The 26,097-nt window shown below is 61.8% G+C and carries 21 protein-coding genes; 17 read left to right on the top strand and 4 right to left on the bottom strand.

From position 1 onward, the window contains the following. Positions 1–78: 78 nt before the first annotated feature. From U5760_RS03165 to tssJ, 11 genes are all read left to right on the top strand, one after another. Positions 79–2,418 (top strand): type VI secretion system tip protein VgrG, encoded by a 2,340-nt coding sequence (locus U5760_RS03165; RefSeq protein ID WP_322009533.1) that lies wholly within the window; start codon positions 79–81, stop codon positions 2,416–2,418. Positions 2,419–2,426: 8 nt separating this feature from the next. Continuing rightward, the gene (locus U5760_RS03160; protein WP_322009532.1) at positions 2,427–5,120 is read left to right on the top strand and encodes a chitinase; all 2,694 of its coding nucleotides are present in this window, start codon (positions 2,427–2,429) and stop codon (positions 5,118–5,120) included. Further along, positions 5,117–6,007 carry a tetratricopeptide repeat protein gene (locus tag U5760_RS03155; protein ID WP_322009531.1) on the top strand — a complete coding sequence of 297 codons (891 nt, stop codon included), beginning with the start codon at positions 5,117–5,119 and terminating at the stop codon, positions 6,005–6,007. The genes U5760_RS03160 and U5760_RS03155 overlap by 4 nt, the downstream gene beginning before the upstream one ends. A 105-nt stretch (positions 6,008–6,112) precedes the next feature. Continuing rightward, positions 6,113–6,910 carry a hypothetical protein gene (locus tag U5760_RS03150; protein WP_322009530.1) on the top strand — a complete coding sequence of 266 codons (798 nt, stop codon included), beginning with the start codon at positions 6,113–6,115 and terminating at the stop codon, positions 6,908–6,910. Between the two features lie 50 nt (positions 6,911–6,960). Continuing rightward, positions 6,961–7,221: a PAAR domain-containing protein gene (locus tag U5760_RS03145; protein WP_322009529.1), complete on the top strand. Its 261-nt coding sequence runs from the start codon at positions 6,961–6,963 to the stop codon at positions 7,219–7,221. After that, positions 7,221–8,459, top strand: a complete 1,239-nt coding sequence (locus tag U5760_RS03140; RefSeq protein WP_322009528.1) for a hypothetical protein — start codon at positions 7,221–7,223, stop codon at positions 8,457–8,459. Before U5760_RS03145 ends, U5760_RS03140 begins: the two co-directional genes overlap by 1 nt. After that, a complete protein-coding gene (locus U5760_RS03135) occupies positions 8,456–12,043 on the top strand; it encodes an ImcF-related family protein (RefSeq protein ID WP_322009527.1) in 3,588 nt (1,195 codons plus the stop codon). Before U5760_RS03140 ends, U5760_RS03135 begins: the two co-directional genes overlap by 4 nt. Then, the gene (gene tssA / locus U5760_RS03130) at positions 12,040–13,635 is read left to right on the top strand and encodes a type VI secretion system protein TssA (protein WP_322009525.1); all 1,596 of its coding nucleotides are present in this window, start codon (positions 12,040–12,042) and stop codon (positions 13,633–13,635) included. Before U5760_RS03135 ends, tssA begins: the two co-directional genes overlap by 4 nt. 9 nt (positions 13,636–13,644) lie before the next feature. Beyond that, entirely contained in the window at positions 13,645–15,459 is a 1,815-nt protein-coding gene (tssF, locus tag U5760_RS03125) for a type VI secretion system baseplate subunit TssF (RefSeq protein ID WP_322009523.1), read from the top strand. After that, positions 15,456–16,586, top strand: coding sequence for a type VI secretion system baseplate subunit TssG (gene tssG / locus U5760_RS03120; RefSeq protein ID WP_322009522.1), 1,131 nt, complete (start codon positions 15,456–15,458; stop codon positions 16,584–16,586). Before tssF ends, tssG begins: the two co-directional genes overlap by 4 nt. Next, positions 16,586–17,116 carry a type VI secretion system lipoprotein TssJ gene (tssJ, locus tag U5760_RS03115; RefSeq protein ID WP_322009520.1) on the top strand — a complete coding sequence of 177 codons (531 nt, stop codon included), beginning with the start codon at positions 16,586–16,588 and terminating at the stop codon, positions 17,114–17,116. Before tssG ends, tssJ begins: the two co-directional genes overlap by 1 nt. A gap of 95 nt (positions 17,117–17,211) precedes the next feature. Here the strand turns inward: tssJ and U5760_RS03110 are convergent, their stop codons facing one another. Next, entirely contained in the window at positions 17,212–18,153 is a 942-nt protein-coding gene (locus U5760_RS03110) for an NAD(P)-dependent oxidoreductase (RefSeq protein WP_322010012.1), read from the bottom strand. Positions 18,154–18,255: 102 nt separating this feature from the next. Between U5760_RS03110 and U5760_RS03105 the strand changes: the two genes are divergently transcribed. Continuing rightward, positions 18,256–19,194 carry a LysR substrate-binding domain-containing protein gene (locus U5760_RS03105; RefSeq protein ID WP_322009519.1) on the top strand — a complete coding sequence of 313 codons (939 nt, stop codon included), beginning with the start codon at positions 18,256–18,258 and terminating at the stop codon, positions 19,192–19,194. Between the two features lie 69 nt (positions 19,195–19,263). Here the strand turns inward: U5760_RS03105 and U5760_RS03100 are convergent, their stop codons facing one another. Further along, positions 19,264–20,466 (bottom strand): ammonium transporter, encoded by a 1,203-nt coding sequence (locus tag U5760_RS03100; RefSeq protein WP_322009518.1) that lies wholly within the window; start codon positions 20,464–20,466, stop codon positions 19,264–19,266. A gap of 416 nt (positions 20,467–20,882) precedes the next feature. Here U5760_RS03100 and U5760_RS03095 point away from each other — a divergent pair, with 416 nt between their 5' ends. After that, positions 20,883–22,622 carry a sensor histidine kinase gene (locus U5760_RS03095; RefSeq protein WP_322009517.1) on the top strand — a complete coding sequence of 580 codons (1,740 nt, stop codon included), beginning with the start codon at positions 20,883–20,885 and terminating at the stop codon, positions 22,620–22,622. 30 nt (positions 22,623–22,652) lie between these two features. Here U5760_RS03095 and U5760_RS03090 read toward each other — a convergent pair whose 3' ends face one another. Further along, positions 22,653–22,982 carry a hypothetical protein gene (locus U5760_RS03090; RefSeq protein ID WP_322009516.1) on the bottom strand — a complete coding sequence of 110 codons (330 nt, stop codon included), beginning with the start codon at positions 22,980–22,982 and terminating at the stop codon, positions 22,653–22,655. Positions 22,983–23,119: 137 nt separating this feature from the next. Further along, the gene (locus U5760_RS03085; protein ID WP_322009515.1) at positions 23,120–23,701 is read right to left on the bottom strand and encodes a DJ-1/PfpI family protein; all 582 of its coding nucleotides are present in this window, start codon (positions 23,699–23,701) and stop codon (positions 23,120–23,122) included. Between the two features lie 59 nt (positions 23,702–23,760). Between U5760_RS03085 and U5760_RS03080 the strand changes: the two genes are divergently transcribed. The 4 genes from U5760_RS03080 (at position 23,761) to U5760_RS03065 (ending at position 26,071) form a co-directional block, all read left to right on the top strand. Beyond that, the gene (locus U5760_RS03080) at positions 23,761–24,276 is read left to right on the top strand and encodes a GNAT family N-acetyltransferase (protein ID WP_322009514.1); all 516 of its coding nucleotides are present in this window, start codon (positions 23,761–23,763) and stop codon (positions 24,274–24,276) included. 2 nt (positions 24,277–24,278) lie between these two features. Next, positions 24,279–24,749 carry a hypothetical protein gene (locus U5760_RS03075; protein WP_322009513.1) on the top strand — a complete coding sequence of 157 codons (471 nt, stop codon included), beginning with the start codon at positions 24,279–24,281 and terminating at the stop codon, positions 24,747–24,749. A 78-nt stretch (positions 24,750–24,827) separates the two neighbouring features. Continuing rightward, positions 24,828–25,286 carry an Rrf2 family transcriptional regulator gene (locus U5760_RS03070; protein ID WP_322009512.1) on the top strand — a complete coding sequence of 153 codons (459 nt, stop codon included), beginning with the start codon at positions 24,828–24,830 and terminating at the stop codon, positions 25,284–25,286. Between the two features lie 140 nt (positions 25,287–25,426). After that, positions 25,427–26,071: an NAD(P)-dependent oxidoreductase gene (locus U5760_RS03065; protein ID WP_322009511.1), complete on the top strand. Its 645-nt coding sequence runs from the start codon at positions 25,427–25,429 to the stop codon at positions 26,069–26,071. Positions 26,072–26,097: the final 26 nt, after the last annotated feature.

Raw genomic sequence — 26,097 nt, 5'->3', positions numbered from 1 at the left:
TTTCGTGCATGACCCAACCGGGGCACCAGTCGGTGCCCCGGCGATGTCGTTGTTTTTGCGTTTTGAGGAGTTTTTTCGATGTCGATGGTCATGCCACTGCAGGCTTATGAATTGAAGCTGGCGCCGCACCCGGCGCCGTTCTCGATCCTGAAATTTGTCGGTGTGGACAGGATCAGCCAGTTGTACCGGTACGAGATCGAATTCACAAGCCCCATGGCAGGGATTTCGATGGACCAGGTGCTCGGGTGCCCTGCGAGGTTCGTCGTCGACCCGATCGACCCGAACATGGCCAATCTGCGCAGGATGTTTGGCGAAAACGCGGAGCAGTTCAGCAAAAAGCCGCTTGCACACACCATCCACGGCATTGTCACGAAGTTCGACGAGTGCGGGACGTCCGCCGATGAAACCCGTTACCGGGTGATCCTGGAGCCGAAGCTGGCCGATCTGAACCGGGGCGTGACGAGCCGGCTGTTCCAGAAGCAATCCGTTGAAGAGATCGTTACTGCGACGTTGCGCCACTACGGCTACCGGGCCGGGGTCGACTTTGTCTTCACGCTGCGGGGCAAATACAAGCGCCACGAGTACATCACCCAGTACCACGAAACCACGTTCGCGTTCATCCAGCGTATTTGCGCGGAAGAGGGCATCTGGTTCCGCTGGGAGCAGAAGAAGGACTACGCGGTGGTCGTTTTCGGCGACGACCTGGATGCGTACGCGCGCAAGCCGCGCACTGTGCCGTATCGTCGGGACTCCGGGCTCGAGAGTGTGGGCGCCGACTCGATCAGGACGCTGCGGCGGCGCACTAGACGTGTGGCTGGGTCAGTGAGATTGCATGACTACAACCACAGGCAGGCCGACGTATCGCTGCTCGTCGAGGAGAACGCGGCAAAGGGCGACACGACCACCAACGCGGTCGACTACCACTGGGGCGAGCATTACGAAACGCCGGAAGAGGGCAGCAATATCGCGCGGCTGCGGCATGAGGCGCATCTGGCCGGCCAGATCAGCTTTATCGGCACCGGCAATCCGTTCTGGCTGGAGGCCGGCGAGGTCATGCAGGTCGACCCGGTACAGGTCGATGCGAAGTACGGGATTTTCATCACATCGGTGCGCTCGTATGGTGCGCGCAATCAGTCATACCGGGTGACGTTCGAGGGTATTCCTTCCGACCGGGTGTGGCGGACCTCGATGGACACAATCGAGCGGCCCGCTATTGCCGGAATCCTGCCGGCGCGGATTACGTCGCCCGGGAATTACAAATATGCCTACCTGACCGAAGAAGGCTGGTATGTCATCAAGCTGCCGTTCGATCTCGACGAGTGGAGTCCGGGCGGGACGAGCCGGCCGGTGCGGTTTGCCAAGCCGTACAGCGGTGATAACTATGGTCATCACTTCCCGCTGATTGATTCGGCGGAAGTGGCGCTCCAGTTCACCGCAGGGGATCCGAATCGCCCGATCATGATCGGCGCGATGCATGACAGCCTGCACCCGGACCTGGTCAACAACCTCAACAATACGCGGAATATCATTCGGACTGCTGCGCAGAATGAGTTGCGGATTGAGGACAAGGAGGGGGTTGAGCATATTCATCTCACAACGCCTTTCCAGACTAGTGAGCTCAATCTGGGGCATATGGTCGACGGGGATCGCAAGGAACGGGGGCTGGGAGCGGAGCTGCGCACAGATGAACGCGTTGCCGTTCGGGGGGCGAGGGGTGTACTCGTATCTGCGGAAGCTCAGCCGGCAGCGGCGGGTCAGCAGCTTGCAATGCAGGACGCTGAGGCGACTTTCAAGCAATCCGAAGATATTTTGAGATCGCTCAATGAAAGCGCAAATGCTGCGAAGGCCATCCTCGCGGAGGTTGAAATGCAGCATACCTTAGTTCAGCAGAATATATCGCGAATCCAGAAGTCCGTTGTTGTTGCGACCGCACCAGATGGTCTTGGTCTTGCCAGCGGCGCACATCTCCAGATTTCCGCACGCCGGCAGCTGTTCGCCACTGCAGGTGAGGGCTTGGATATTGGAGTCATGAAGCGCATCGCCGTCGCGGCCGGTGAAGCGATCTCGATTTTCTCCGCGAAACTCGGGATCCGCATATTCAGCGCAAAGGGGAAGATCCAGATTCAGTCCCAAGGCGACGGAATGGAGCTTTTGTCCGTGCAGGACTTGAATGTGAGTTCGTCGGGCGGACAGGCGATCATTACCGGTAGCAAGGGCGTCACGATCGGTGATGGGGCTGGCGCATACATCAAGCTCGCTGGAGGGAAGATTACCTTGGGAAGTCCGGCCGGTGAAATCGAGATCAAGGGCGACCTGACAGTCAACGATGCTGATGGCGGCAACTTTAATTTCCCATCATGGACCTCAGTACCCGTGAAGGATGTGAAGGACTTGTTGAATTTTGGTTTTTCTGAGTAAAGGGAATCATGACGCAACAACCAACCCCGACTCCGCCGCAAACTCCGGCACCGGCCAACACGCATGTCGCCCAATTGACCTTTGCGTTTCCGTTTCTCCAGAAAGCGCAGGCCGCGGGGGGAAAGGGCGTGTCGTTTACCGACGAGCACGCCATCTATCAAATGCTTGCGGAGAAGGAGCCCGCAGGGTTCTACATCGTCAGTCCGAAGGGAATGTGGCATGGTGGAATTCACGTTACGGAGGCTGGTGCGGGGCAGTCGCTTGACCTCGAAGCCGGCATTCGTTGCATCGCGGACGGTCGGGTGATCGCCTACCGGGTGAACCGCGACTATCCGACAAGCGAGATGCCTGCGGCAGATAACCATCCGACCGTCTCCATTCCCTACAGCACGGGGTTCGCGTTGGTGCAGCACGCGATGGAATTCCCGAAGGACAACAAGCTAACGTTTTATAGCCTGTATGTGCACCTGATGGCCGTGGCGGACTATGACGCGAACTTCCCGAATCGCGACAAGCCCGCCTACTGGTCCAGGCAATATCAAGTCACTGAGTACGCCCAAGACAAGCAGACCGGCGGGGCCAACCCTCAGCACGGTCTACGCGTTCGAAAGAGTCACCCCCACGGCCAGCCGTTAGGGATCCTGGCGCAAGGTACATGCATTACGGTGGGCAAGGTAGAGAAGGGATGGGGACAAGTTATGAAGCTCGAGGGCCCCGATCCCTACGCGACCACGGTGGGTGGGAGCGTCGCAACGTTCGCGTTGATCGGTGGGTGGGTATCGCTAGGGAATGGGGACGCTGGTCCGCTCGTGAAAGTGGTCATTCCAGATTCCGTGCTAGACCGGGTTGTCTGTCCGCCTGCGCCAGAGGGAGCGCCCGCTGGTGACACCGGGTTCCCAATCAAGGCTGGTGAACTGATCGGACACCTTGGCCGCTTCGATTCACTCAAAGATGGGCCAGCGGGAACAAGGCTGGTGCACATTGAAGTCTTTAGCGACGACAGCATTGTCCCGTTCATGGAGCAAAGCCGCAGGTGGGTGAATCAACACTGCGCCGACCCAACGGCGTGGGCGAAGCTTGGACTCCCGGTCAGACCGACGATCCTGCGCGTGCCTCCGCAAACCAAGCTTTACCGTGACCACCCGAAGAGCGGCCACCCACAAGGTGAAGAAGGGGATGCGCCGGTGACTGACGTGGTGCAGATCTATTCGCTTGCCGAACTGGCAAAGCAGCAAGGTAAACAGTTCATCGAAGAACAGGTGGACCCAAGCGAACAGCGGAAGGTCAACTGGTGGCAGGTCGCTAGTGCAGATAATCTACGAAACGCAATTGGAGGTTGGGTACGAGAGTGCAATTTTCCGGGAGGCGCGGTTACCCGTGAATTTGCACAGAGCTGGATAGACTTTCAGCCCTTCGATGGCGAATCCGACAAGGCCCACAGCATATTTTCCACGACCGACGAGTGGGTGGCTTATCAGAGCAGCAGCGACACTGCTGGAACCGGTGATCGCTCGAAACTCAGTGAACTCATGACCAAGGTTCACGGCGCGCTTTTCTCAAAGGGGGGCGGCAGCCACGCCGCAGACGACTTATGCACGATGTCGAAGCCGGACTCCGGACAATACCCGTGGGTGATGCAGGCCATGTCCCGCCTTATCGTCAAACACGAGAGTGAGTGGGCAAACCCGGATAAGTGGGAGGAACTGATTGCTGCACTCATACAAAAGTCAGAATCACAGACCCAGTACGAGAAAGAACGGGAGCGTATCGAAAAGCTCGTCTGGTGGACGGATGTGGTTGCAGGCGTTCAAGGATTTCCGGGATCCGATGTTTACCATCTACATCCTATTGGGTTGGTGGCAAATTTTCTTACCGACAATTGCGCGTGTGCAAACAAAGAAATTTCCGCAGAGACTGTCAGCAGGATTGCGACTGTTGCGCCAGTTGCAACAATAAGGCGCTATATTGATGGTGTAAACAAAGCGTTTGTGGATTACAAATTTGATTCTTGCATTTCGAGGGCACATTTTTTAGCGCAGATAATAACTGAGAGCGGTGAATTTGTTTTTACAAGGGAGCAAGGTGAACATTTGCCTTACGATCCGTGGCGCGGCCGAGGCCTTATTCAGATTACGCACGAAGAAAATTATTCTGCCTATCAAACATACTCCGGAGTCGATGTCACTTCCGGCCCGGGTGCGATGGAGAAGCTGGAGAGATCTCCTGATGCAGTACTATCGGCGGCCTGGTATTTTACGATTTTGCATGATCTTTTGGCTGCGAGTAAAAATGATGATTTCATTTTTATTACAAGAATAATAAATGGTGGATTTAATGGTTATTCAAGAAGATTGAATTATTTAAATAGGGCGGTAGAGGCTATGGGGGTGGCGGAATGTTTAAAGCTGAATAGAAATGGAATTTATAAATTTGAAGAGAGTGCAGGCTATAATGAAAAAAGGGCTTCATTTGCATGGGGGCTTTGGAACGACCCTCTTTTGCAGAAGGAAGGTATCGTGTACAAAAGCAATGTAGAAGCTAGCAAAGGATATGGTAGGTATATTGAACTGGATGATGCTGCGGGACGGCCAGTTGATGCCCATGGTCAGCCTCTTGATGAGGGATGGTATCGCATTGGCCAACATACAAAGGTTCGAACGTATGCTCAAACTCGGTTAACTGCATTAGGTTCCGGAACATGATATCCAGGAATCGCCATCTTCGTGGCTTTCAATTGGCAGGGTTATTTGCATTCATACTGCTGCTTTGTTCTCAACTTATTGCGGCCGAGACTGAATTGTCCATCGTCGGGACATTTGAGGGTAATGAAATTCCTGGCCGATTTTTATATCATCAGACCGATGACGGATTGGTGGTAAATTACCACTCACCATCTCTAAATAAAGACTTTAGCTATTCAATTGCTAACTTCGACGAATGCAGTTCCATGTCATTGTACGTTGTCCCGCATCTTCCGCAAATCGTTATCGATGGGAGCTGCTCGAGCGTAGGAGGGCAAATTTTCCAAAATGTTTATCAGTGGAATAAGTCAAAAGGAAATTGGTGTCTTGTCAGAGAAATAACCGGCGAGCGGCCCGATTTGCCGGCTGGGAAAATATTGCCTTCCGAGCAAATTGCAAGAGTTGTAAATTGTCCGCTTCTCGGCGAAAGTGGGCCTTATACGTACGAACCACCGGACGAAGTATCCAGGGATGTCACGGCTGAGCTCGAGAGATTCAAAATTGCGCGACTACGGAAAGAGACACTCGGAAAATTTCTCGATTCGATTTCACCCTTCGACGCAAGGGATTTAGCACATTACATTACCATTGAGAATGTTTCGGATATCAACGATCTCGTATTTTATCTTTCGGAAGCAGGTCGCGCGTTCGACGCACTCCCGGTTTTGTTAAAAATTACCGAAGAATATCCGACCCGAGTTGTTGCCAAATTAAATCTGGCGGACGCATATTGGGAAAATGGCTACAAGAGGGAGGCTAAAAAAGCATATGCCCAGTATATTGTTGAGATGAGAAATCGTGGACTGGATTCGAAAGTGCCGATGAGAGCTAAAGTGCGAGGAGACTAAGATGGCGCATAATCGATAAATTTCCTGATTAAATGTCTCCTGGATTGGAGTTGATTTCATGGAAATTTATCCCATATTTAATCAAGAATTCGTATTGAGGTATTGATGATTAAGTATTGGCCTTTTATGGGAGTTGTCGCCATATGCAGTTCTGCATTGGCGCAGAATACATGTTCTAATATTGGTGGCCAACAAAGCTTTTCGCCATTAAGCATAAGAAACGGAACGGTCTGCTTTGTTCAGAAACCAGTGGTGGATTATAAAAATAGGGTGTTGATCGGCGTCGATGTGATTTTTTTATATTATATTTCGGGTGGTAATGCGCCCGTGAAAGTAGAAGGACGAGGTCTTCTTTATGATGACACGCCCGGAAAAATTATTGATGCATTTTCAGCCGACGTTGGTGTCGATCATCGAGAGAAAATTTTCGTGATTCATTCGATGGAGGTTCGAGAATCACTCGTGGAAAAAAATTCGTCTGGCATATTCTACTCAGTTTCTGTCTTTGATTCTGCAGGGGGTACTCTGCATCGCGATGATCGTAGTTCCGATTGGTTTGGAGCCGATTACAGCTGGATATCAGATGGGATGAGAGTGATTTATAAATTTCCGTATCAGTCAAGAGAAGATGTTCAACGAGCCATAAATTCGCCTTTCGCGCTGCTGATGAGGGCGGACGAATCCATCCAGGTCAGAGTGAAAGGTAAGAGCTATCTGTTCGATGGGCCTAATGTTAAAGAGAAGACGCGGAAGTATCTAATCAAAGGAGATCGAGCGACTGTTGACAAAGTTACAGCGGGATGGTGTCAAATTAACCACGCCGGCGGCACAAAACCACTCGATATGTGGTTAATGTGTAATGAGCTTGATGCCGGTGTGCAAGCAAAGAAGATAGATCAGTAGTTGCGCGCTGTTCCTTTAATGCACCCATTTTTTCTGAGAGAGGTCGGCAAGTGAAGAAGCTCGTGTGCGAAGGAGATGCCACCAGTCACGGTGGAAAGGTACTGCCTGGATCTGGTCGGATCAGGGTGAAGGGCCGACGCGTCGCGCGCGTGGGCGACCGGGTCTCCTGCCCTTTGCATGGAGATAATGAAATCGTTGAAGGAAGCAAGCGAATGAAGGACGGTTCCACCATGCTTTCGCGTGATGGCGATCATACCCGTTGTGGCGCAACGCTGATTTCGTCGAGTAATGGCGCGCGAGTTGGTGGCTGATGCCCATCGATTTCAACCGTGTCCCGCCTCGCGTGACGGTGCCACCGGCACCAAAACCAGCGATATTGATCTGGGGCCTCCTGCTAGCGGTCATACTCGCGGCGAGTTTTGCACTGTCGATCTTGCTTTGGCCAAAGGGCACTCCTGTAAGCGCGCTCGGATTTGTAGCGTGTGTTGCCGGGTATCCGGTGTTGGGCTGGGCGTTCTTCTTGGTTTTACGGCTGCTTTATGGCCATGCGCGCAGGAGTCAGGCGCTTGCGACAAACCGTGTTAGCGACGAGGCTGAGGCGGCGTGCCACAGAATGGCTAGTGTGCCTCTCGCCATTCTGGGTCAGGCATGGTGCTTCTCTTCGATTGCCGAGGACAATGCGGTCGAGGGTGTGCTGGGAAATACGTTGAAGCTAGCTGCCAGAAACAGCGCACATTCTCCCGATAAAGCCGTGCGTGCGCGCTGGATCGAATTGCAGGCATTGCCATTTTTCCCTGGTAACGCCTTGGCGGAATCGGCGCGACATCGGACGGTGCTCGGCTGGGTTCTCAACGAACTTATCGGCAAGCTTGAACCTCAGCTCAAGGCTTTGCGGACAGGCACACGTCTGAAAGTACAGATGCACGGACAGACAAGGCTGAAGATCGATGTATTAGAGGCGTTGCTGCGTGAACAACTGACAAAGACGGTTCCTTTCTTGAAGCTGGAAATCTCAACCAGTGACGCCGTACCCGGGCTTTTTGTCACGGATGCGTGGGTGGATAATCGGCAAAGGAGGGGCGTCTGTCTATTTATCGCAGTGCAGCTTCGCAATGCGATCAGTGAACTCATTTCGGACGGTCTTGCCGAGGCTGGTGTGGCGTTACTTGTGAGCCCTATGCAGTTTGCGGAGGGGGCGGTCCAGTCGACGGTGAGATTGCACCGGCCGGCGCAGGGTTCGTTCGACAATGTGAGTTTGGGACTCGATCTCGCGGCCCGTTGGGGACGAACAACACTCGCTCGAGCCAGTCCTGCGTGGTCACACGGCGTGGCGGATGAGCAGATGGAAGCGCTTCGATCACAGCGCGAGGCTACTGATCGATTGCGGATTTTTGCACTTGAACACTCGGTTGGGAATTGCTCGGGCGCGGGCTCATGGCTCGCGCTCGCATTCGCTGCGGAGTGCGCCCACAGAAGCGGAAAAGAGCAACTAGTCATCGCAGGTGAAGGCGACGGCTTCACTACCCTTGTATGCAGAACGAAGGCATGACCAATAACGAAAATAATAGCGACTCCGCTGCATCACTCTATATTGGTCTCGCGTTTGCGATTCTTTTTATCGGGGCGAGTGTCGCGTTATGGGTTGAAGGGCCCGGATACGGGCTATCGTTGTCCGCCAGGATCATCACTGAACTTGGGCTTGTCATCGTCCTGCTGATACTGCTCATTTTCACCAAGTTCTTTGAGCTTGTCCTGCTGCAAATCGCGTCCCTGCGCGGTGCACGATGGCTTGCACAATACGACGCTAACCATAGTGCGCGATCAACCTTGCAAGGGACGCAAACGGATGACGAGTCCGGCCAGGTTGACCCAGTGGGCAACTTGCAGCAAATGCTTCGTGAACGTCACGGTATGTTTTGGCAATACCGTGAACGCTGGGTGCTCCTCGCCGGCGATGAGCCGCTCGTCAAACGTCTCGCACCAGGCCTCACCGAAAAAGGCTACGCGATGACCGGCAACGCGGTATTGCTCTATGCAAGGCAAGCCGGCAATAAGCTCGACACGCAGTGGCTCGAGCAGATCCGCCGCCTGCGCCGTCGCCGTCCGGTCGATGCAATCGTCGCGGTAACGCGCAATCGTAGTTCAGGCAATTCGCCATTTGACGCCGACGAGCTCGCCCAGCGTCTTGCACGTCATGCTCGCGCCCTGCGGTGGGCCGCACCGACGTATCTGCTGAACGTGACGGATTTTGGCACCGAACTTGATGGCCCGGATGAGGCCATCGGTTTCACCTGGTCAAACGTTCGCACGAACGCCGGCGAAATCGGCAGGTCGTTGAACCAGCTTGCCTGCGACCTCGCCAATGCAGGGGTTGTGCGCATCGCACACAACAAAACCGACCGTTATCCGGCCGAGCTGTCACAGCACATCGAGAGGCTGGCCAGCGCATTGACGGGGATCGTAGTGCAGACCGCGAATTCGCGTTACTGGCGCCACGCAGTGCACGGACTTCTGTTCGCCCCGCTTTTCAAGGAGCGTGAGCTTTCACCGCCTGGTATTATGCAAAAGGGCGAGGCCCGGGCAAATGATCAAACGGAAGCCGATTCCGGAGCCCTCCAACGTCATACCGTTTGGCAAACGATTGCGGATCACAGTCGTACGGTCTACGGTCGCCGCGTCGGCTTTTCGCTTTCGACGACGGCGGCATGGGTTGCTACAGCAGCGATTAGCCTCTGGATCATCGGTACGATGGTGTCGGGTTTTACGAACCGGGCGACGATCAGTACGGCTCGGGATACGCTCGCGAAGCTCGCGGGCACGCAGGATTATCCGCACGCGATGCAGACACTCGACAATCTCGACAAACAGATCGACACCCTCGAGACACGCCAGCGTGACAGCGCCCCCTGGATCACCCGTTTCGGCCTGAACCGCGACGGCGCTCTGCTCGACGCAATCTGGCCAGGCTATGCGAACGCCGCGAGCGGCATCCTTGTCGGCCCGATCCGCCGGAAGCTTGAGGACCGCCTGCGCCAACTTGCCTCGATGTCCGACGAAGAGATTGCAAGCGGTGGCACGGCGCAGGCACAGGCTGCGTACGATACGCTCAAGGCTTACCTGATGCTCGCGCAGCCGCAGCGCGTCGTCGCATCCTTCCTCACGCCGCAACTGGTTGCGACCGCAGTTCCCGCGCGCCCACTCAATTCACCGCTTTCGTCTGGCACATGGGAGGACCAGCGCCAACACACGATCGCTTTTTTTGCCGACCACCTCGGACGTCGAACCCCAGCAAGCGGCTCGTCGCTTGCGATCGTACCGGACGGTGCCCTGGTCGCCTCCACCCGCCAGACCGTTATCAGCGTGCGAGGGCTCCAGAATTCGACCGATGCGGTCTACCAGCAGATCCTCGACGACGCGAAGCCGAAATATCCGCCCGTCACGCTGGCCACGCTGCTCGGCGACACGACAGGGCAGGGCCTGTTCAACACGACTCAGACCATCCCGGGTGTCTTCACGCGTGCAGCGTGGGAAGAGCGCATTTCGAAAGCAATCGACGATGCCAGCGAGCAGGGCGAAGTCACGGGCGACTGGGTGCTGTCCGACGCGAAAACCACAAGCCAGGCGCCGTCGACGCTGAAGACCGAACTGCGCCGACGTTACTTCGATGACTATGCGCGTGCGTGGGGGCTCTTCCTCAACAGCCTGCGCTGGCAGCCCGCACCGACGCTGTCGGCCACCGCCGACCAGCTCAACCTGCTGGCAGACCCGCAACGCTCGCCGCTCGTCGCGCTGATGAACGCAATCGTGTACCAGGCAGGCACCGGCGCAAGTATGCAGTCGCTCTCGGACACGCTCATCAGCAAGGCGCAGCAACTCGTGGGCACCGACGAGAAAGACCCGACGAAACAGTCGCAGTCCCAGTTCGCACCGCTTGCGTCGGCGTTCGGCCCGATCCTGAGGCTGACCGGCAGCGACCTGATTTCAGCCGCACCCGGCAAAACGGGGAACGCCGCTGCGCAACTCGCGAGTACCGGCGACCTGAGTCTTGCCCGTTATCTCGAACGCGTGACCGCGATGCGCCTGAAGGTCGAGCAGATGGTGAACAGCGCCGACACGGATGCGATGTCGCGTGTGGCGGCGCAGTCGGTGCTGCAGGGCAAGACATCGGATATCGCGGACAGCCGCGACTACGCGAGCCGGGTGGCCGCGAGCCTCGGGGAGCAATGGGCGGGTTTGGGCCAGCTGTTGCAGGCGCCGCTCGATCAGACCTGGCAGGCCGTGGTGCAGCCGGCGGCGTCGAGCCTGAACGACATCTGGCGCACATCGATTCTCGCCGACTGGAACCGTACTTTCGGCGGACGTTATCCGTTTGCCGATTCGGACAACGATGCTTCGTTACCCGAAATGGCGCGCTTCATGCGGCCGGATAACGGCGTGATTGCCCAGTTCGTCGCGACGCAGCTGGCCGGCGTCGTCGAGCGGCAGGGAGATCGGTGGGTCGCCGCGCAAGGCGCCGACCATGGATCGCTCACGCTCGACCCGGGTTTTCTCGACGGACTGAACCGGCTCTCGCGTGTTTCTACGGTGCTCTTCCCGGCGGGCGACGCGCATGTCCGGTTCGATCTGCGGGGCGTTGCAACGCCGGGCGTGACCGGCATGAAGATCGTGCTGTCCGGCCGCGAGTTCGACTATTTCAACCAGAAGGAGGACTGGGTGCCGTTCGAGTGGCCAGGACAGTCGCTGGAGAACCTGTCGCACATCGAATGGCAGACCGGGCAGGGTGGTTTGCGCTCTGCGCTCGATGCGCAAGGACGTTTCGGGCTCATCCGGCTGCTGGAGCGCGCGAAGGTCTCGCAGCAGGACAACGCGCGTTATCTGCTGACGTGGGCGCCCGATACGAGCCAGGGTCTTGCGCTCAAGGTCCAGCTGCGTAGTGACGCCGATGCGGGACCGCTCGATGTGCTGCAGCTCCGGCATTTCATACTGCCCACGCGCATCTTCGTGACCGGCGGTGCGAAGGCCCGCCCCAGGCTTTCCACGAGCAGTCCGCCGCCGTTGCCGCCGGCCGCGGTCGCTGCCGCAAAGCACGCAGCCATGCCCTTGCCGAACGGTGCGGTGCCGGAGGTCGAATGAAGCTGGGAGAACTCTTCAGAAATCTCTTTCCTGCACGCGAAGACGCAGGCGAACTCGCACGGGCGCGCCTTGATGCGTGGGCATCGTGGCTGCTGCCGCTTCCCGGCGAGGGAGGCGTCGGCCGCGATCCCGGCTACGAAGACACGTTCTTCGAACTCAAGGACGAGGCGGGCAAGCTCTCCGGCATCGACGACGGCTTGATCGTCCATTCGTGTGAGCAGTTGCTCAAGGAGACCGGCAAGGATCTGCGTCTTGCGGGCTATTACGCGTTTGCCCGGCTTCGGCAGGATGGGCCAGCCGGTTTCGCCGACGGACTGGAGTTATCCGCTGCGCTTGTCGACCGGTTCGGCGAGGCCGTGCTGCCGGCGCGCGTCGAAGCGAGGAAAGGCGCGCTCGAGATGCTGGCGACCACGCGCGTGCTTGAGCTGCTCGAGAGCCGCGGCGAATTCGCGCCGGCGGACCTCGAACGTGCGCTTGCAGCGCTCGATGTCCTGATCACGCTGACCGGTGGATGGTCCGAAGCCGCGCGTCCGAATCTGCAACCGCTGGTGTCGAGGTTCGAGCATCGGGGCGGCATAGCGGTTGGCGGCGCAGCGGATTCCGGCGAGTTCGCGTTGCCGGTCACGGCGAGCGGGGTGTCCGGGTCGTCCGGGTCGATCGCCTCGACGCGCGATCTGCTCGATCAGGCCCGTACGATGGCCACATGGTTGCGCGATCAGGAGAACGGCTATCTGTCGTCGGTGCGACTCGTGCGGACCGTGCGCTGGGACACGTTGCACGAGGTGCCTCCGTCGGACGCCGCGTCGCATACGCGGCTCGCGGCGCCGCGTGCCGAGTTGCGCGCGCAGATGAAACGGCTCGTGCTGCAGAAGCAGTGGCATGAACTGCTGGAGCACGTGGAGGGTGCGTTCATGGAGGGTGTCAATCACCTCTGGTTCGATCTGCAGCACTTCCAGCACGTTGCACTCGATCACATCGGCGCGCCATACGGCGCCTGGCGCGAGCTGCTGCGCGCGGATTTCGCGCTGTTTCTCGAGCGGCTGCCCGGGATCGAACGTCTGGCGTTCAGCGATGGCACGCCGTTCTCCGACGACGCGACGCTCGAGTGGATTGCCCGGCACGCGGTCGTGCGCGATCTGGAGGCGGGGGAGAGCGTGGCGCCGCTGCCGGTTTCGGCTGACAGCGACGACGGGAGCGCCGGCGACTGGCCCGAGATCGAGGCACAGGCGAGGGATCTGGCGGGCCGCGACGGTATCGAGCCTGCCTTCGCGTGGCTGGAGGCGCTGCCCGGCATGAAGACGGATCGCCATCGCTATCTGCAGCGGCTCGTGATGGCGCGCCTCGCCGACCATGCCGGCCGTCCCGACACCGCACTCGCACTGCTCACCGAACTCGATACGGCCGCACGTTCCCTGCCGCTTACCCGCTGGGAGCCGGCACTGATCTTCGAGGTCAAGCAACAGCTGGTCCGCACATTCAAAGCGATGAGCAACCGCAAGGACGCGGACAAACCGGCACTGGCACGCCGCATCGGCGAGCTGCAGGCGGAACTGACGGTGCTCGATCCGGCACGTGCCTTGACTCTCTCATAACCGACCCGAATGGAAAAAGACGATCCGATCCTGCGCTACTACGAAGCCGAGATGCGCTATCTGCGCGAGTCCGGCAAGGAGTTCGCAAAGGCGCATCCCGACCGCGCGCGCCTGCTCAATCTCGATCGCGTGGGTGACCGCGATCCGTATGTCGAGCGACTCCATGAGGGCTTTGCGTTTCTCACGGGGCGCCTCCAGCAGAAACTCGACGACGAACTGCCGGAGCTCACCGAGGGGCTCGTGAGCCTGCTGTGGCCGCACTATCTGCGCATGATTCCCTCGCTCTCGGTCGCCGAACTGCTCCCCCTTGGGGAGAAACTCCAGCGAACCGAGGTGGTGCCCGCGGGCGTGCCGGTCCGCTCGGCGCCGATCGGCGTTCCGTCGCCGTCGGGTGCCGAAGGCGCGACGCCTAAAACCGTGCAGTGCCTGTACCGCACCACGCAGGCCGTCCAGCTCCAGCCGCTGTCCATCACGCACGCGGGACCGACCGTGCGCAACGACGGCCGTTCGGTGATTCGTCTGGGGTTCGCGCTGCATCATTCGGCGCGGCGCGAGGAAACCGATCTGTCGCGCCTGCGCCTGAACCTGAATGCGGATCTGCCGGTCGCGTTTGCCATGCATCTGGCGCTTACGCGCCAGGTGGATTCGGTCCTGTGGCGCATTCCGGAGGTGCGCGACGGCGAGGCCGTACCGCTGGCCGGCATCACGATCGAGCCCGCGGGCTTTTCGACCGAAGAGCGGCTGTGGCCTAAGGCCGATGCCGCATTCTCGGGCTATCAGCTTCTGCTCGAGTATTTTTCGTTTCGCGAGAAGTTTCTCTTCGTCGACCTGTGCGGACTCGACGTCGCGAGGCTCCCTGCGGGAGCGACCCGTTTCGAGCTCGAGCTGGTCCTGAAGAACGCGTACCCGTCGGACCAGCATTTCAGCCGGGAGAATGTGAGGTTGTTCTGCTCACCGGTGATCAACCTGTTCGAACTCGACGCGGAGCCTGTCGAGATCAACCATCACGAAACGGAGTATCGCGTCGTGCCGGCAGGCCATCAGGGCGAGCATGTCGAAACCTATTCGGTCGACGCGATCGAGACCTTCGATCACGACACGGCCGGGCGTTACGAGTACGTGCCGTTTGCCACGTTTCGCCATCGCGGCGGCATGCTGCGTCACGAGGCGCCGGAGCGCTATTTCCATGCGCGCGTGCGTCCCGGCATGGCGGGGCTGCACGAGACCTGGGTGATTCTGGGCGGTCATGCCTGGGAGACCCTGGAAACGTTGCCGGAAGAAAGCCTTTCGCTGCGCGTGACCGGCACCAACGGCATGCTGCCGCGCAAGGGGCTGCGCGAGGCGAGCCTCAGCGAACTGGCGGCGAGCACGCCGAACGTCGCTGGCGTGCGCAACCTCGTGGCGCCCACGCTGCCGCTTTATCCGCCAACGGGCGACCGCTTCCAGTGGCGCGTGCTGTCGCACCTTGCGCCGAACTTCCTCTCGTTGATGGACGCGGAAGTGCTGCGCGGCGCGCTCGCGCTCTACGACTGGACTGGCGACGAGCTGAACGCGCGGCGTCTGGCCGGCATTCTCTGGGTGTCGCAGGAACTGCTCGAGGAGGTATCGGGCGGCTCGGTCGAGCGGGGTGTGCTCATTGAGGTGACGCTCGATTCGCAGGCGTTCGCGGGCGAGGGCGACCTGATGCTGTTCGGCGAGCTGCTGCACCGGTTTTTTGCGGCGTACGCGGAAATCAACCTGTTCACGAAGCTCTCGATCGTGAGCCTGCCGTCGCAGACCCGCACGGTCTGGCCGCGCAGCAAGGCACAACGCGCGCCGCTATGAAACTGCACGATCTCCCCAACATCGAGCCACTCGTCGCGTCCCTGCTTGCCCGCGCGCCCCGTATGAGCTTTATGCAGCTGTGCCGGTTGCTCGAAGTGCGCGCGCCCGAGCGTCCGGGACTGGGCACGCGCGACACGCCCGAGCATGAGCCTGTGCGTTTCGGATCGTGGCCGCGCGTCGGATTTCCGGCCGGTGAAGTTGCCGCCGTCGCCACCATCGACTTAGGCGATGCGTCGGACGACGACAGGCCGCATGCGCTGCCGACCGTTCGCACGACGTTCATGGGCCTGTACGGCGTCGATGCAGCGATGCCACCGCACATGATCGACGACATCGTCCTGCGCGAAGAAGGGCACGAGGTGGTCGAAGCTTTTCTCGACCGCTTCCACCATCGCTTCGTCACGTTGCTCTACCGCGCCTGGAAGAAATACCGCTACCCGGAAAGCTTCCGCCCGGGCGGCAGCGACGCTCATTCGCGCAACCTGTTGTGCCTCGTCGGGTTTGGCTGGGGCAGGAAGCCTGAGCGTGCGGGGCTGCCGGATTCCCGGATGCTCGCGCTGTTGGGCCTGCTGAACCTGAAGACCCGGACGCCGGAAGGTCTGGCGGGTGTGATCGCGCTGGCCGTGCCGGGCGTCGATGTGCGCGTTGACGAATTCTTTCCGGTTGTCGCCAGCGCCGGGCAGCCCCGGCCGCTGAGTTCCCGCGCCGAAGCATCGCAGCCGGGCGAGGGCGCCCAGCGCGGGTTGGGCGGCGGCTATGTGCTGGGCCGGCGGCTCGCCTATCGCAGCCGGGCCGTGCGGGTCACGCTGCGTCCCGACAATGCGCTGCATGCGCATGGCTTGTTGCCTGGCGCGGAGTTGCATCGCGAGCTGATGGCGTTCGTCCAGTTGTACGTCGGCGTCAAGGCCGACGTCCACCTTCGCATGGAGGTTTCGTCGCGCCTGGCACCGCTTCCGAGGATCGGGACCGCCCCCGAAGGTCCTGCTCCGCGACTCGGATGGACGACCGTGCTGCCCGCCGACGAGGAACGCATGATCACCATCGCACTCGGTGTGCGCGAAGCCTTTCCTGTACCGCCGCCCAATCCTTACCTGAGAGCGCAACGCGCATTACCAAGGAACCTTTGATGTCGATCCGTCTGGCCATGACTACTGTCGCCTCTGCCTTGCTGCTGTCGGCCTGCGGCGCCTGGCAGAGCGTCTCGGACGCCTCGTCCAGTGCCTACCACGCCGTTTTCTATAAGCGGGTTTTGGTGCTCAATGTCGATCTGTCTGCGCGCGCGGCGCTGAATCCCGACGATGCCGGACGTGCGACCTCGGTCGCCGTGCGCGTCTACCAGCTCAAGGACCGCAAGCTTTTCGATGGGGCGTCGTACGACGATCTTCTGAAGAGCGATCGCACGGTGCTCGCGCAGGATCTGCAGGACAGCATGGCGACCGTGCTGAACCCGGGTGCGTCCGCCAGCCTGTCTCAGCCGATGAAGGCCGACACGAAGTACGTTGCGATCGTCGCGTTCTACAGGAATCCTGACAATGGCGGTGGATGGAAGTCTGTGATCGAGCAGAAGAAGCTCGACGCGGACAAGCCCTTGAAGCTCGAACTGGTCGACCAGCTTCTGCTCGCAGGTGACGGCGCATCTGCGAGATCCGCCCCATAACGTCCAGGTGAATAAGTCGTTGCCGGACCTGCTAGCCGGGGGCAATGCGTTGGGCCGCAGGATTCAACGGCCCAGCCTGCGGGACTGCCAAGTCCTCAGCACGGCGGCAAGGTTTGCCTGGTCCCGAACGGGAGCGATTGCCCCGAAGCCTGCGTCGTGCGCTTTTCTATCGCCCGCACTACCGCGGCCATATCCTCCTCGCCGAGCCCCATGCCTTCGGTCTCGCCATAGAGTGCGAAGCACGCATCCATGAGCGGCGAGGCGATCTCGGCCTCGCGGGCGGCCTCGATCACGAGGCGGCTATTTTTGAGCACGTCGGTGATGCCGGCCTGGCGCGCAAAATCGCGCTGCACGAGCTTGGCGATCTTGACGCGCGACACGTCGCTCGCCATCGGTCCCGCGTTGAGGATCGCCATGAAGTTGTGCATGTCGAGACCATGGCGCCCGGCGAAATGCGCGGCTTCGGCAAGGCCGGTGACCATGGTGATCAGGAAGACATTCACCGCGAGCTTCATGCGCAGCGCGGCGGGAACCGGCCCGCAGTCGAAGCATTCGCGGCACATCGCCGCGAGGAGCGGCCGCACGGCAGCAAGGTCTTCGGCATCTCCCGCGAGCATGGCGATGAGTTGTCCGGCTTCGGCGGGCTTGCGCGAGCCCGAGACCGGCGCCTCCACGTAGCGGCCGCCTGCCGCGCGGATCTCGGCGGCCAGTGCCTCCGAGTAGCCGGGCGAGAACGTTCCCATCGAAACGAGTCTGCGCCCCGCGACGCGCCGGGCAAATTCGGGCGTGCCGCGGGCGAGCACTGTGTCGATGGCGGCCCCGTCGGCCAGCATCAGGATGATTGTCTCGCATCGTGCGAACACGTCTGCGGCGTCGCGCGCGACGCTCGCCGCCGCACGCTCTTTCTCGCTTGTCAGCCGTTCGCTGCGCTCGACCGTCCGGTTCCAGACAACCAGCTCGACGCCGGCGCGCAAGAGATTGCGCGCCATCGGTTCGCCCATGGTGCCGAGGCCGATAAAGCCGATGCGCGTCGAAATCGTCATGCCGCTGTCTCCTTTTTGGGTTGTCCTGATCCTGAGCGCCGGCTATTCTTTCGTCAAACGAATATCGATGAAGTGATACTTCAAGGATTCAGATAGATGCGCCCGTACTTCGATATCGAAGCGTTACGCACGATGGTGGTCGGCACCGAACTCGGCAGTTTCGCGCGGGCTGCGGCCCACCTCGGGCGTTCGCAGTCCGCGGTCAGCATGCAATTGAAGCGGCTCGAAGAGCAGGCCGGCTACGCCCTCTTTCAGCGCAGCGGCCGCGGGCTCGTTCCGACCGAGGCCGGTGAAACGCTGCTGGCCTACGCCCGCCGGATCGTGACGATGCACGACGAAGCCGGCGCGGCGCTGGGCGCCACGGCGGCTTCGCCGGCTATCCGGCTGGGTTTGCCGCAAGACTTCTTCGAAGACATCATGCCCGATGCCATTGCCCGTTTCGCGCAACTGCGGCCCAACGTGCATGTGGAGGTTCGTGCCGGGCGCAACTATGCGCTGGAAGAGGAAGTGAATGCGGGGCGGCTCGATGTCGCGCTTGCTTTTGCGCCGGCAGAGCGGGCGCGAAGCGGCAAGCGGATCGCCGCCATGCCGATGTTCTGGTTTGGTCGTGAAGACGCCGCGGCACTCATCCGGACGTCTCGCGACGGTTTGCCGCTCGTGCTGTTCAACCATCCATGCCTGTTCAGGCAGGCAGCGATCCAGACGCTCGACACGGCCGGTATGCGCTGGCGCCTGTCGCTCACCACGCCCAGTCTCGCCGGGGTCTGGGCGGCGCTCCGCTTCGGCCTGGGTCTTACTGTGCGGACCCGTCACGCGGTTCCCGAAGGCATATGCAGGATCGAGCGCGGCTTGCCGCGCTTGCCGGCGCTGGAGTTGCGCATGTTGACGGGCAGCGATCTCTCGCCTGCGGCAACCGATTTCGTGGACGTGCTTGCGGCCGTTGCGGCGAGGAGGCTGTCTACGCGAGCGGCTTCGGCTTCGGCTTCGGCCTCGGGACGGAAGGCACCATCGTCCCGCCGCGCGCCGCAAGGGTAGGGCGGCGCAATCTATCCGATCGACTTCTGATCCCCGCCTCGCGAAGCCGTGGTCAGAGGACGGCGGCGCTCAGGCCACCGTCTCCCGCTCCGGCGTCGCCGTGATCTTGTGGATCGAGAGATCGGCGCCGTTGTATTCCTCTTCCCGGTCGATGCGCAGGCCCACGGTCATCCGCAGCGCGCCGTAGACAAGGGTGCCGCCGAGCGTGGCCAGCGCAATGCCGCCCAGCGTGCCCACCACCTGGGCCCAGAACGACACGCCGCCCATGCCGCCCGCCCAGCGCATGCCGAAAATGCCGGCAGCGATGCCGCCCCACGCGCCGCACAGGCCGTGCAGCGGCCAGACGCCGAGCACGTCGTCGATACGCCAGCGGTTCTGCACGCAGGTGAACATGGTGACGAACAGCACGCCCGCCACGGCGCCCGTCACGAGCGCGCCGAGCGGATGCATGAGATCCGAGCCCGCGCACACGGCCACGAGGCCCGCGAGCGGCCCGTTATAGGTGAAGCCCGGGTCGTTGCGGCCCGCGAGCCACGCCGAGAGCGTGCCGCCCACCATCGCCATGAGCGAATTGACGGCCACGAGCCCGCTGATCTTGTCGATACTCTGCGCGCTCATGACGTTGAAGCCGAACCAGCCCACCGCCAGTACCCAGGCACCGAGCGCGAGGAACGGGATGTTCGACGGCGGATGCGCGGCGACGCGGCCGTCGCGCGTGTAGCGGCCGTGGCGCGCGCCCAGCAGCATCACGGCCGGCAGTGCGATCCAGCCGCCGAACGCATGCACGACTACCGATCCTGCGAAGTCGTGAAACGGCGCGCCGAAGACGTGCGCGAGCGCGTCCTGGAGGCCGAACCGGCCGTTCCAGACGATGCCTTCGAAGAACGGATAGATGAAGCCCACGATCACGAAGGTCGCGAAGAGCTGCGGATTGAACTTCGAGCGCTCGGCAATGCCCCCCGAGACGATGGCGGGAATGGCCGCCGCGAACGTGAGCAGAAAGAAGAAGCGCACGAGCGCGTAGCCGTTGTGCCGGGCGAGCACGTCGGCGGGATCGAAGAACTGCACGCCGTAGGCGATCGTATAGCCGATGAAGAAGTAGGCGATCGTCGAGACCGAGAAGTCCACGAGGATCTTCACGAGTGCATTGACCTGATTCTTCTTGCGCACCGTGCCGAGCTCGAGAAAGGCGAAGCCCGCGTGCATCGCGAGCACCATGGCCGCGCCGAGCAGCAGGAAGAGCGTGTCGGTGCCGGTCTTGAGAGTGTCCATCTTGTCGTGTCGTGGTTGCCCAAAAAGAGCGCAGGCAGGAGCAAGATGCGGGCCAATGCCGCGCCAAAGCGGTGAATCAGGTGGTTTCGAGGCGTCGAAGCGGTGCGTGCGTGCACTGTATCGGGCAGGCGCGGGTTGTCGGGCATTCGGGACGGGGGTGTGAGTTATGCCCGACTGCGCGGCATGAAGGCACATTTTCAGTGCGTACGCCCGAACCTGGGGATATCAAGCGCCAAATCAGGGCTATTTATTCGATTTTCCTTTCTGTTTTGGCCAATGGCGAAGGGTGCTCACGCAGACTTGCAGGTTAAGCACAGAAGACATACGGAAGCCACACAGGCTGCCCCTCGTGCACAAACGCCGACATAATGGCTGGATCGATTCATAACGTCCGGAATCCCCGAACTCGCCACTGCATGCGACTAACGACAAAAGGGCTGTTGCTGATCGCGATTCCCGCCGTGTTCGAACTCACGCTGCTCTCGGGCATCGTCAAGGCCGAGGCCGACGCCGAGGCCGCCGAACGCTGGGGCCAGCACAGCCAGGAGGTGCTCGAGCAGGCCGGGCGCGTGCTGGAGCCGGTGCTGATCGAATCGGTGCAACTGCGCGGCGCCGTGGCGGCCGGCGACACCCGCTTCTCGACGCCGGTATCGACGTGGGTGGACATCGACCAGCGCATCGACCGCCTCGCCGAACTCGTCGCCGACAATCCCGCTCAGGTCGAGCGCGCCGTGCAGATCCGCCAGGCAGTGCAGAACTACCGGCAGTGGTCCGACCGTATTCAGGACCTGCTGCATTCGGGGCGCAACGGCGAGCTCACCGATCGCTTTCGTCTGTTGACCGGCTCCGACGTGCTCGACCGCGTGCGTGCCCAGATCACGGCGTTCCAGACAGAGGAGCGCCGGCTCGACGTATTGCGCGTTACCGCGGCCGAGACCGCGCGCGCCCAGCAGCAGACCCTCGTGATGGCGGCCGTGGTCGGCTCGATCGTGCTCGTGGCGCTGGCGGTATGGGTCTTCACGCGCGGCGTGCGCGGGCGACTCGACACGCTCTCGGACAACGCCAGCCGGCTTGCGGGCAACGAGCCGCTCGCGCCGCTCACCTCGGGCAACGACGAGATTGCGCGGCTCGATCTCACGCTGCATCAGATCAGCCAGCGGCTGATCGAGGCGGAGCGTCTGCGCGTGGGCTTCCAGGCGGACCTCGCGCGCCGCGCGGACCAGCTCGCGCAGATCAACGAGAACCTGCGCCAGCAGACCCAGGAAAACGAGATGTTCATCCACAGCGTGTCGCACGATCTGCGCGCGCCGCTCGTGAACCTGCAGGGCTTTTCGCGCGAGCTGAACCATGCCTGCGATGACCTGCGCGAGCTTGTCGCGCGTTCGTCGCTCTCACCTGCGGCGCGCGAGCACGTGGACCGGGTCGTCAACGACGACATCGGCGTGGCGCTGCGCTATCTGCAGACCGCCGTGCTGCGCGCCGCCCACATCATCGACGCGCTGCTGCGGCTCGCCCGGGTGGGGCGCGTGGAGTACCGGAGCCAGCGCGTGAACGTGCAGGAATTGGTGCAGCGTGTGGTGGATGCGATGCATGGCTCGATCCGGGCCCGCAACGCAGCGGTGAGCGTGCGTCCGCTGCCGGCCGTCTGGGGCGACCCGACCGCGCTGGAGCAGGTCTTCGCGAACCTCGTGGGCAACGCGCTCAACTATCTCGATCCCGCGCGCGACGGCAAGGTCGAGGTCGGCACGGCGCCCGCGCCGCCGGGCGTGGAGTCGCTACTGATCTTTTATGTGCGCGACAACGGCCTGGGGATACCCGAAGTGGCGTTGCCGCGGCTCTTTCAGGCGTTCCAGCGTATGCACGGCAATGTCGCGCCGGGCGAGGGCATCGGGCTCGCGCTGGTGCGGCGCGTGGTCGAGCGCCATGGCGGGCGGGTGTGGGTGGAGTCGCGCGAGGGCGAGGGGTCGACGTTCTATCTGTCGTTGCCCGACGCGCTGGCCGTGGTGCCGCCGGCGCCCGGCGGATCCGATGAAGCGCTCACGGTCGACGACGATGCGCAAGGGGAGGACGACAGCACGGCCGAGGAAAGCTTCGTGCCGGCGAGCCCGCTGGCCGAGGCGTTGCGCCGCGCCGGCGGGGCGATCGACCGCGGCTGATGAGGATCGACGACGACGGTTCGCCCGCTGCTAGCAGGCGCCGAAGAGACGGCGCGAGCGCAGCAGCCGGGCGCCGCGGATCGACCAGAAGCCGCCCGCGAGAGCCAGCCCGAGCGCGACGCCGAGCATCACGCCCGGCGGGGAACTCAGCCCGAACGGCAGGGCGTGCGGGAACGCGAGGCAGCGTTCGAGCGTGAACAGGGCGCCCCAAAGCGCGAGTGCGGCCTGCACGACGAGCCGCGTGCCGAGACGCAGGCGCGCGCGGTCGACGAGCGTTGCGTGTCGTTTGGGACGCGGGCAAAAAAAAGCGATCGCCAGCAGGGCGATCGCGAGTATCACAATCCAGTCCGTCAAATTCATCACAGCTATCCCTAAAGCAGGCGATCACTCTAGGAGGCCGTGTCGTCACGGGATATAGGATGTGTCTTAAAAGGTCATGCGCGTGCGAGCCGTTTGCTTGCTCTCTTGGCCGCCGCCGTCCTGCTTCAAGGCTCGGATCAAGGCTCGATACGCGTGCCGAGCAGCACGAGAAACTGCCGCAGCCATTCGGGATGCGCCGGCCACGCCGGAGCGGTGACGAAGGGGGCATCGGTGACGGCGCTGTCGATGGGAATGTCGGCATATTCGCCGCCCGCGAGGCGCACCTCGGGCGCGCAGGCCGGATAGGCCGAAATGCGCTTGCCGCGGATCACCTCGGCGGCCGCGAGCAGCTGCGCGGCGTGGCAAATGGCCGCCACCGGCTTGTTCGCGTTGACGAAATGACGCACGATTTCGATGACCTTCGGATTGAGCCGCAGATATTCGGGCGCGCGGCCGCCGGCGATGGCGAGCGCATCGTAGGCCGAGGGATCGATCTCGTCGAAGCTGGCGTTGAGCGCGAACTGGTGGCCGGGCTTCTCCGTGTAAGTCTGGTCGCCCTCGAAGTCGTGGATGGCGGTCTTGATCCGCTCGCCGGCCTTCTTGCCCGGACACACGGCGTCCACGCGGTGCCCAACGGCCTGTAGCGCCTGAAACGGCACCATCGTTTCATAGTCCTCGGCAAAGTCGCCCGTGAGGAACAGAATCTTTCTGACTGCCATTGCATGCCTCCTGTGTTGAATGGTGGAACACGGCAAACCCTCGGGCAGTCTACTCCAGCATGATTGAAGCTTCCGTTACCGGTTCTCCGCTTTCCGGCATCGCCTGGCGTCGCTACGCGCCGGGCCGCGATGCCGCGCCGCTCGCCGCGCTCTTTCGCGCTGCGGTGACCACGCTGGCCGCACCGCACTACGACGCGGCGCAGCGCGCGGCATGGGCCTCGGCGGCCGACGACCTCGGGGCATTCGATGCCCGTCTGTCGCGCTGCACCACGCTGGTTGCCGAATACGCGGGCGCGAGCGTGGCCTTCGGGCAGCTTTTTCCGGCCGATCATGTCGAGATGCTGTACGTCGCGCCGGACTGGGGGCGGCGCGGGCTCGCCTCGGCGCGGCTCGAGGCGATGGCGCGCGGGGAGAGGGCGAGCGTATTGCGCACGGAGGCCAGCGCGCTTGCCCGCCCGGTGTTCGAGCGGGCCGGCTTTTCGCTGGTCGCGATGGAAGTAGTGTGGCGCGGCGGCGTATCATTGCCGCGTTTTCAGATGGCCAAGCCGCTTCGTGCGGCCGATTTTTCAGGATGACCATGTATTTCAAGGTATCGATACGCGGGGCCGTCGTGCCCGTTCTGGCCATGGCCGTACTTGCGGCAGGTTGCGAAAAGCAGAATCCGCCGCCGCCCGATCTCGCCGGCAAATCGGCCGATGCGGTGCAACAGGCGGCGCAGCAGGCCGCCCAGAAAATGGCCGATCAGGCGAAGCAGCAGCTCGATCAGGCCGCGAGCTATGTGAACCAGCAGGTCGACGCCGCGCAGCGGCAGCTCGGCAACGCGGCTTCCCAGAGCACGGAAGCGAGCGCCTCGACTGGCGAACTCGCATCCTCGGCGCAGGGGCAGTTGCGCGACGCGGCAAGCGCCGCGCAGACGCTGCTCGGTCACGCCGCAGCGGCAACCGGTACGGGGCTCCAGCTCGCCGGGCGTTCGCTCCAGCAATGGGCAAGCAGTGCCGCGGCGGCTTCCGCTTCGGCGGCATCGTCGGCTGCCGCCGCGAGCCAGTGAGGCCGCAGTCGCGGTGCCCGACTTGACGCGCTCAATTAATGTAATTATGATGGTTACACTTTTCGATGCAGGTTCGCCGTGAACACGAGTAGCCGCTTCGCGTTTGCCGTCCACGTGCTGGCGCTGCTCGCGCAGCAGGAGGGCGTGCCGCTTTCGTCGGAGATGATCGCGGGCAGCGTGAACACGAATCCCGCGCTGATCCGGCGTCTGCTCACGATGCTGGCGAATGCGGGCCTTACCACGTCGCAGCTCGGTGCGGGCGGCGGGGCGCTGCTGGCACGCGAGCCCCGGTCCGTCACGCTGCTCGATGTCTATCGCGCCGTGGACGACGCCCAGCTCTTCGCCATGCATCGCGAGGAGCCGAATCCGGCCTGCATGGTCGGGCGGCATATCCAGCACACGTTGCGCGGTGTGATTGACGATGCGCAGCGTGCAATGGAGGCGTCGCTGGCGGGGCGCACGCTGGTCGATGTCGTCGAAGACGTGGAGCGCAGCGAGCGCAAGCTGGAACGTGCACGCTCGCCACGCCGGGCATGAGTGGCATGAGTGGCAGGGCGGCATGAGCCGCCACTGCGGGCTGGCGTGCTGTATCGAATCACCCATCGGGGCTATGCCCCGTTTTTTTGCCGCCAATATGTAACTATATTGGTTACATAAATTTGAACAGGAGTCGGAACATGAACAAGTCGCTGCATATCGCCCTCTTTGGCGCAACCGGCACGATCGGTTCGCGCATCGCTGCCGAAGCCGCACGGCGCGGCCACCGCGTGAGCGCGCTGGCGCGCCAGCCCGAGCGCGTCGTCGCCGGCCCGAACATCGTCGCCGCGAAGGCGGATCTGCTCGACGCGGCCAGCGTTGCCGCGGCGGTGCGCGGTCATGACGTGGTCGCAAGCGCCTATGCGCCGCCGCACGACCACCTGGCGGACCTCCAGAGCGCAAGCCGTGCGCTCGTCGAGGGTGTGCGCGAGGCGGGGCTCAAGCGTCTTGTGGTGGTGGGCGGCGCAGGCTCGCTCGAAGTCGCGCCCGGCAAGCAACTGGTCGATTCGGAGAGCTTTCCCGCCGCGTGGAAGGGCATCGCGCTCGCGCATCGCGATGCGTTCAACTTCTATCGCACCGTGACCGATCTCGACTGGACGTTCTTCGCGCCCGCCGCGATGATCGCCCCGGGCGAGCGCACGGGGCAGTTCCGCACCGGCACGACCGCGCTGATCGCCGATGCGAAGGGCGAAAGCCGCATTTCCGCGGAGGACTATGCGGTGGCGTTCGTCGATGAACTCGAGCAAGGCCGCTTCATTCGCGAAATCGCGACCGCGGCTTATTGAGGGCAGGAAGGGGCGGGAGCGCCGCG

The organism is Paraburkholderia sp. J12, from assembly GCF_905220215.1.
Taxonomy (GTDB): Bacteria; Pseudomonadota; Gammaproteobacteria; order Burkholderiales; family Burkholderiaceae; genus Paraburkholderia.
Note: the sequence above shows the minus strand (reverse complement) of the source record. Positions and strands in the feature narration are given on the sequence as shown.

Coding starts and splice junctions, on each gene's coding strand:
- U5760_RS03105 (WP_322009519.1), top strand. CDS start 18,256: ATGCGCCCGTACTTCGATATCGAAGCGTTACGCACGATGGTGGTCGGC.
- tssF (WP_322009523.1), top strand. CDS start 13,645: ATGGAAAAAGACGATCCGATCCTGCGCTACTACGAAGCCGAGATGCGC.
- U5760_RS03090 (WP_322009516.1), bottom strand. CDS start 22,982: ATGAATTTGACGGACTGGATTGTGATACTCGCGATCGCCCTGCTGGCG.
- tssG (WP_322009522.1), top strand. CDS start 15,456: ATGAAACTGCACGATCTCCCCAACATCGAGCCACTCGTCGCGTCCCTG.
- U5760_RS03165 (WP_322009533.1), top strand. CDS start 79: ATGTCGATGGTCATGCCACTGCAGGCTTATGAATTGAAGCTGGCGCCG.
- U5760_RS03155 (WP_322009531.1), top strand. CDS start 5,117: ATGATATCCAGGAATCGCCATCTTCGTGGCTTTCAATTGGCAGGGTTA.
- U5760_RS03160 (WP_322009532.1), top strand. CDS start 2,427: ATGACGCAACAACCAACCCCGACTCCGCCGCAAACTCCGGCACCGGCC.
- U5760_RS03140 (WP_322009528.1), top strand. CDS start 7,221: ATGCCCATCGATTTCAACCGTGTCCCGCCTCGCGTGACGGTGCCACCG.
- U5760_RS03135 (WP_322009527.1), top strand. CDS start 8,456: ATGACCAATAACGAAAATAATAGCGACTCCGCTGCATCACTCTATATT.
- U5760_RS03085 (WP_322009515.1), bottom strand. CDS start 23,701: ATGGCAGTCAGAAAGATTCTGTTCCTCACGGGCGACTTTGCCGAGGAC.
- tssJ (WP_322009520.1), top strand. CDS start 16,586: ATGTCGATCCGTCTGGCCATGACTACTGTCGCCTCTGCCTTGCTGCTG.
- U5760_RS03095 (WP_322009517.1), top strand. CDS start 20,883: ATGCGACTAACGACAAAAGGGCTGTTGCTGATCGCGATTCCCGCCGTG.
- U5760_RS03075 (WP_322009513.1), top strand. CDS start 24,279: ATGTATTTCAAGGTATCGATACGCGGGGCCGTCGTGCCCGTTCTGGCC.
- U5760_RS03150 (WP_322009530.1), top strand. CDS start 6,113: ATGATTAAGTATTGGCCTTTTATGGGAGTTGTCGCCATATGCAGTTCT.
- U5760_RS03080 (WP_322009514.1), top strand. CDS start 23,761: ATGATTGAAGCTTCCGTTACCGGTTCTCCGCTTTCCGGCATCGCCTGG.
- tssA (WP_322009525.1), top strand. CDS start 12,040: ATGAAGCTGGGAGAACTCTTCAGAAATCTCTTTCCTGCACGCGAAGAC.
- U5760_RS03100 (WP_322009518.1), bottom strand. CDS start 20,466: ATGGACACTCTCAAGACCGGCACCGACACGCTCTTCCTGCTGCTCGGC.
- U5760_RS03065 (WP_322009511.1), top strand. CDS start 25,427: ATGAACAAGTCGCTGCATATCGCCCTCTTTGGCGCAACCGGCACGATC.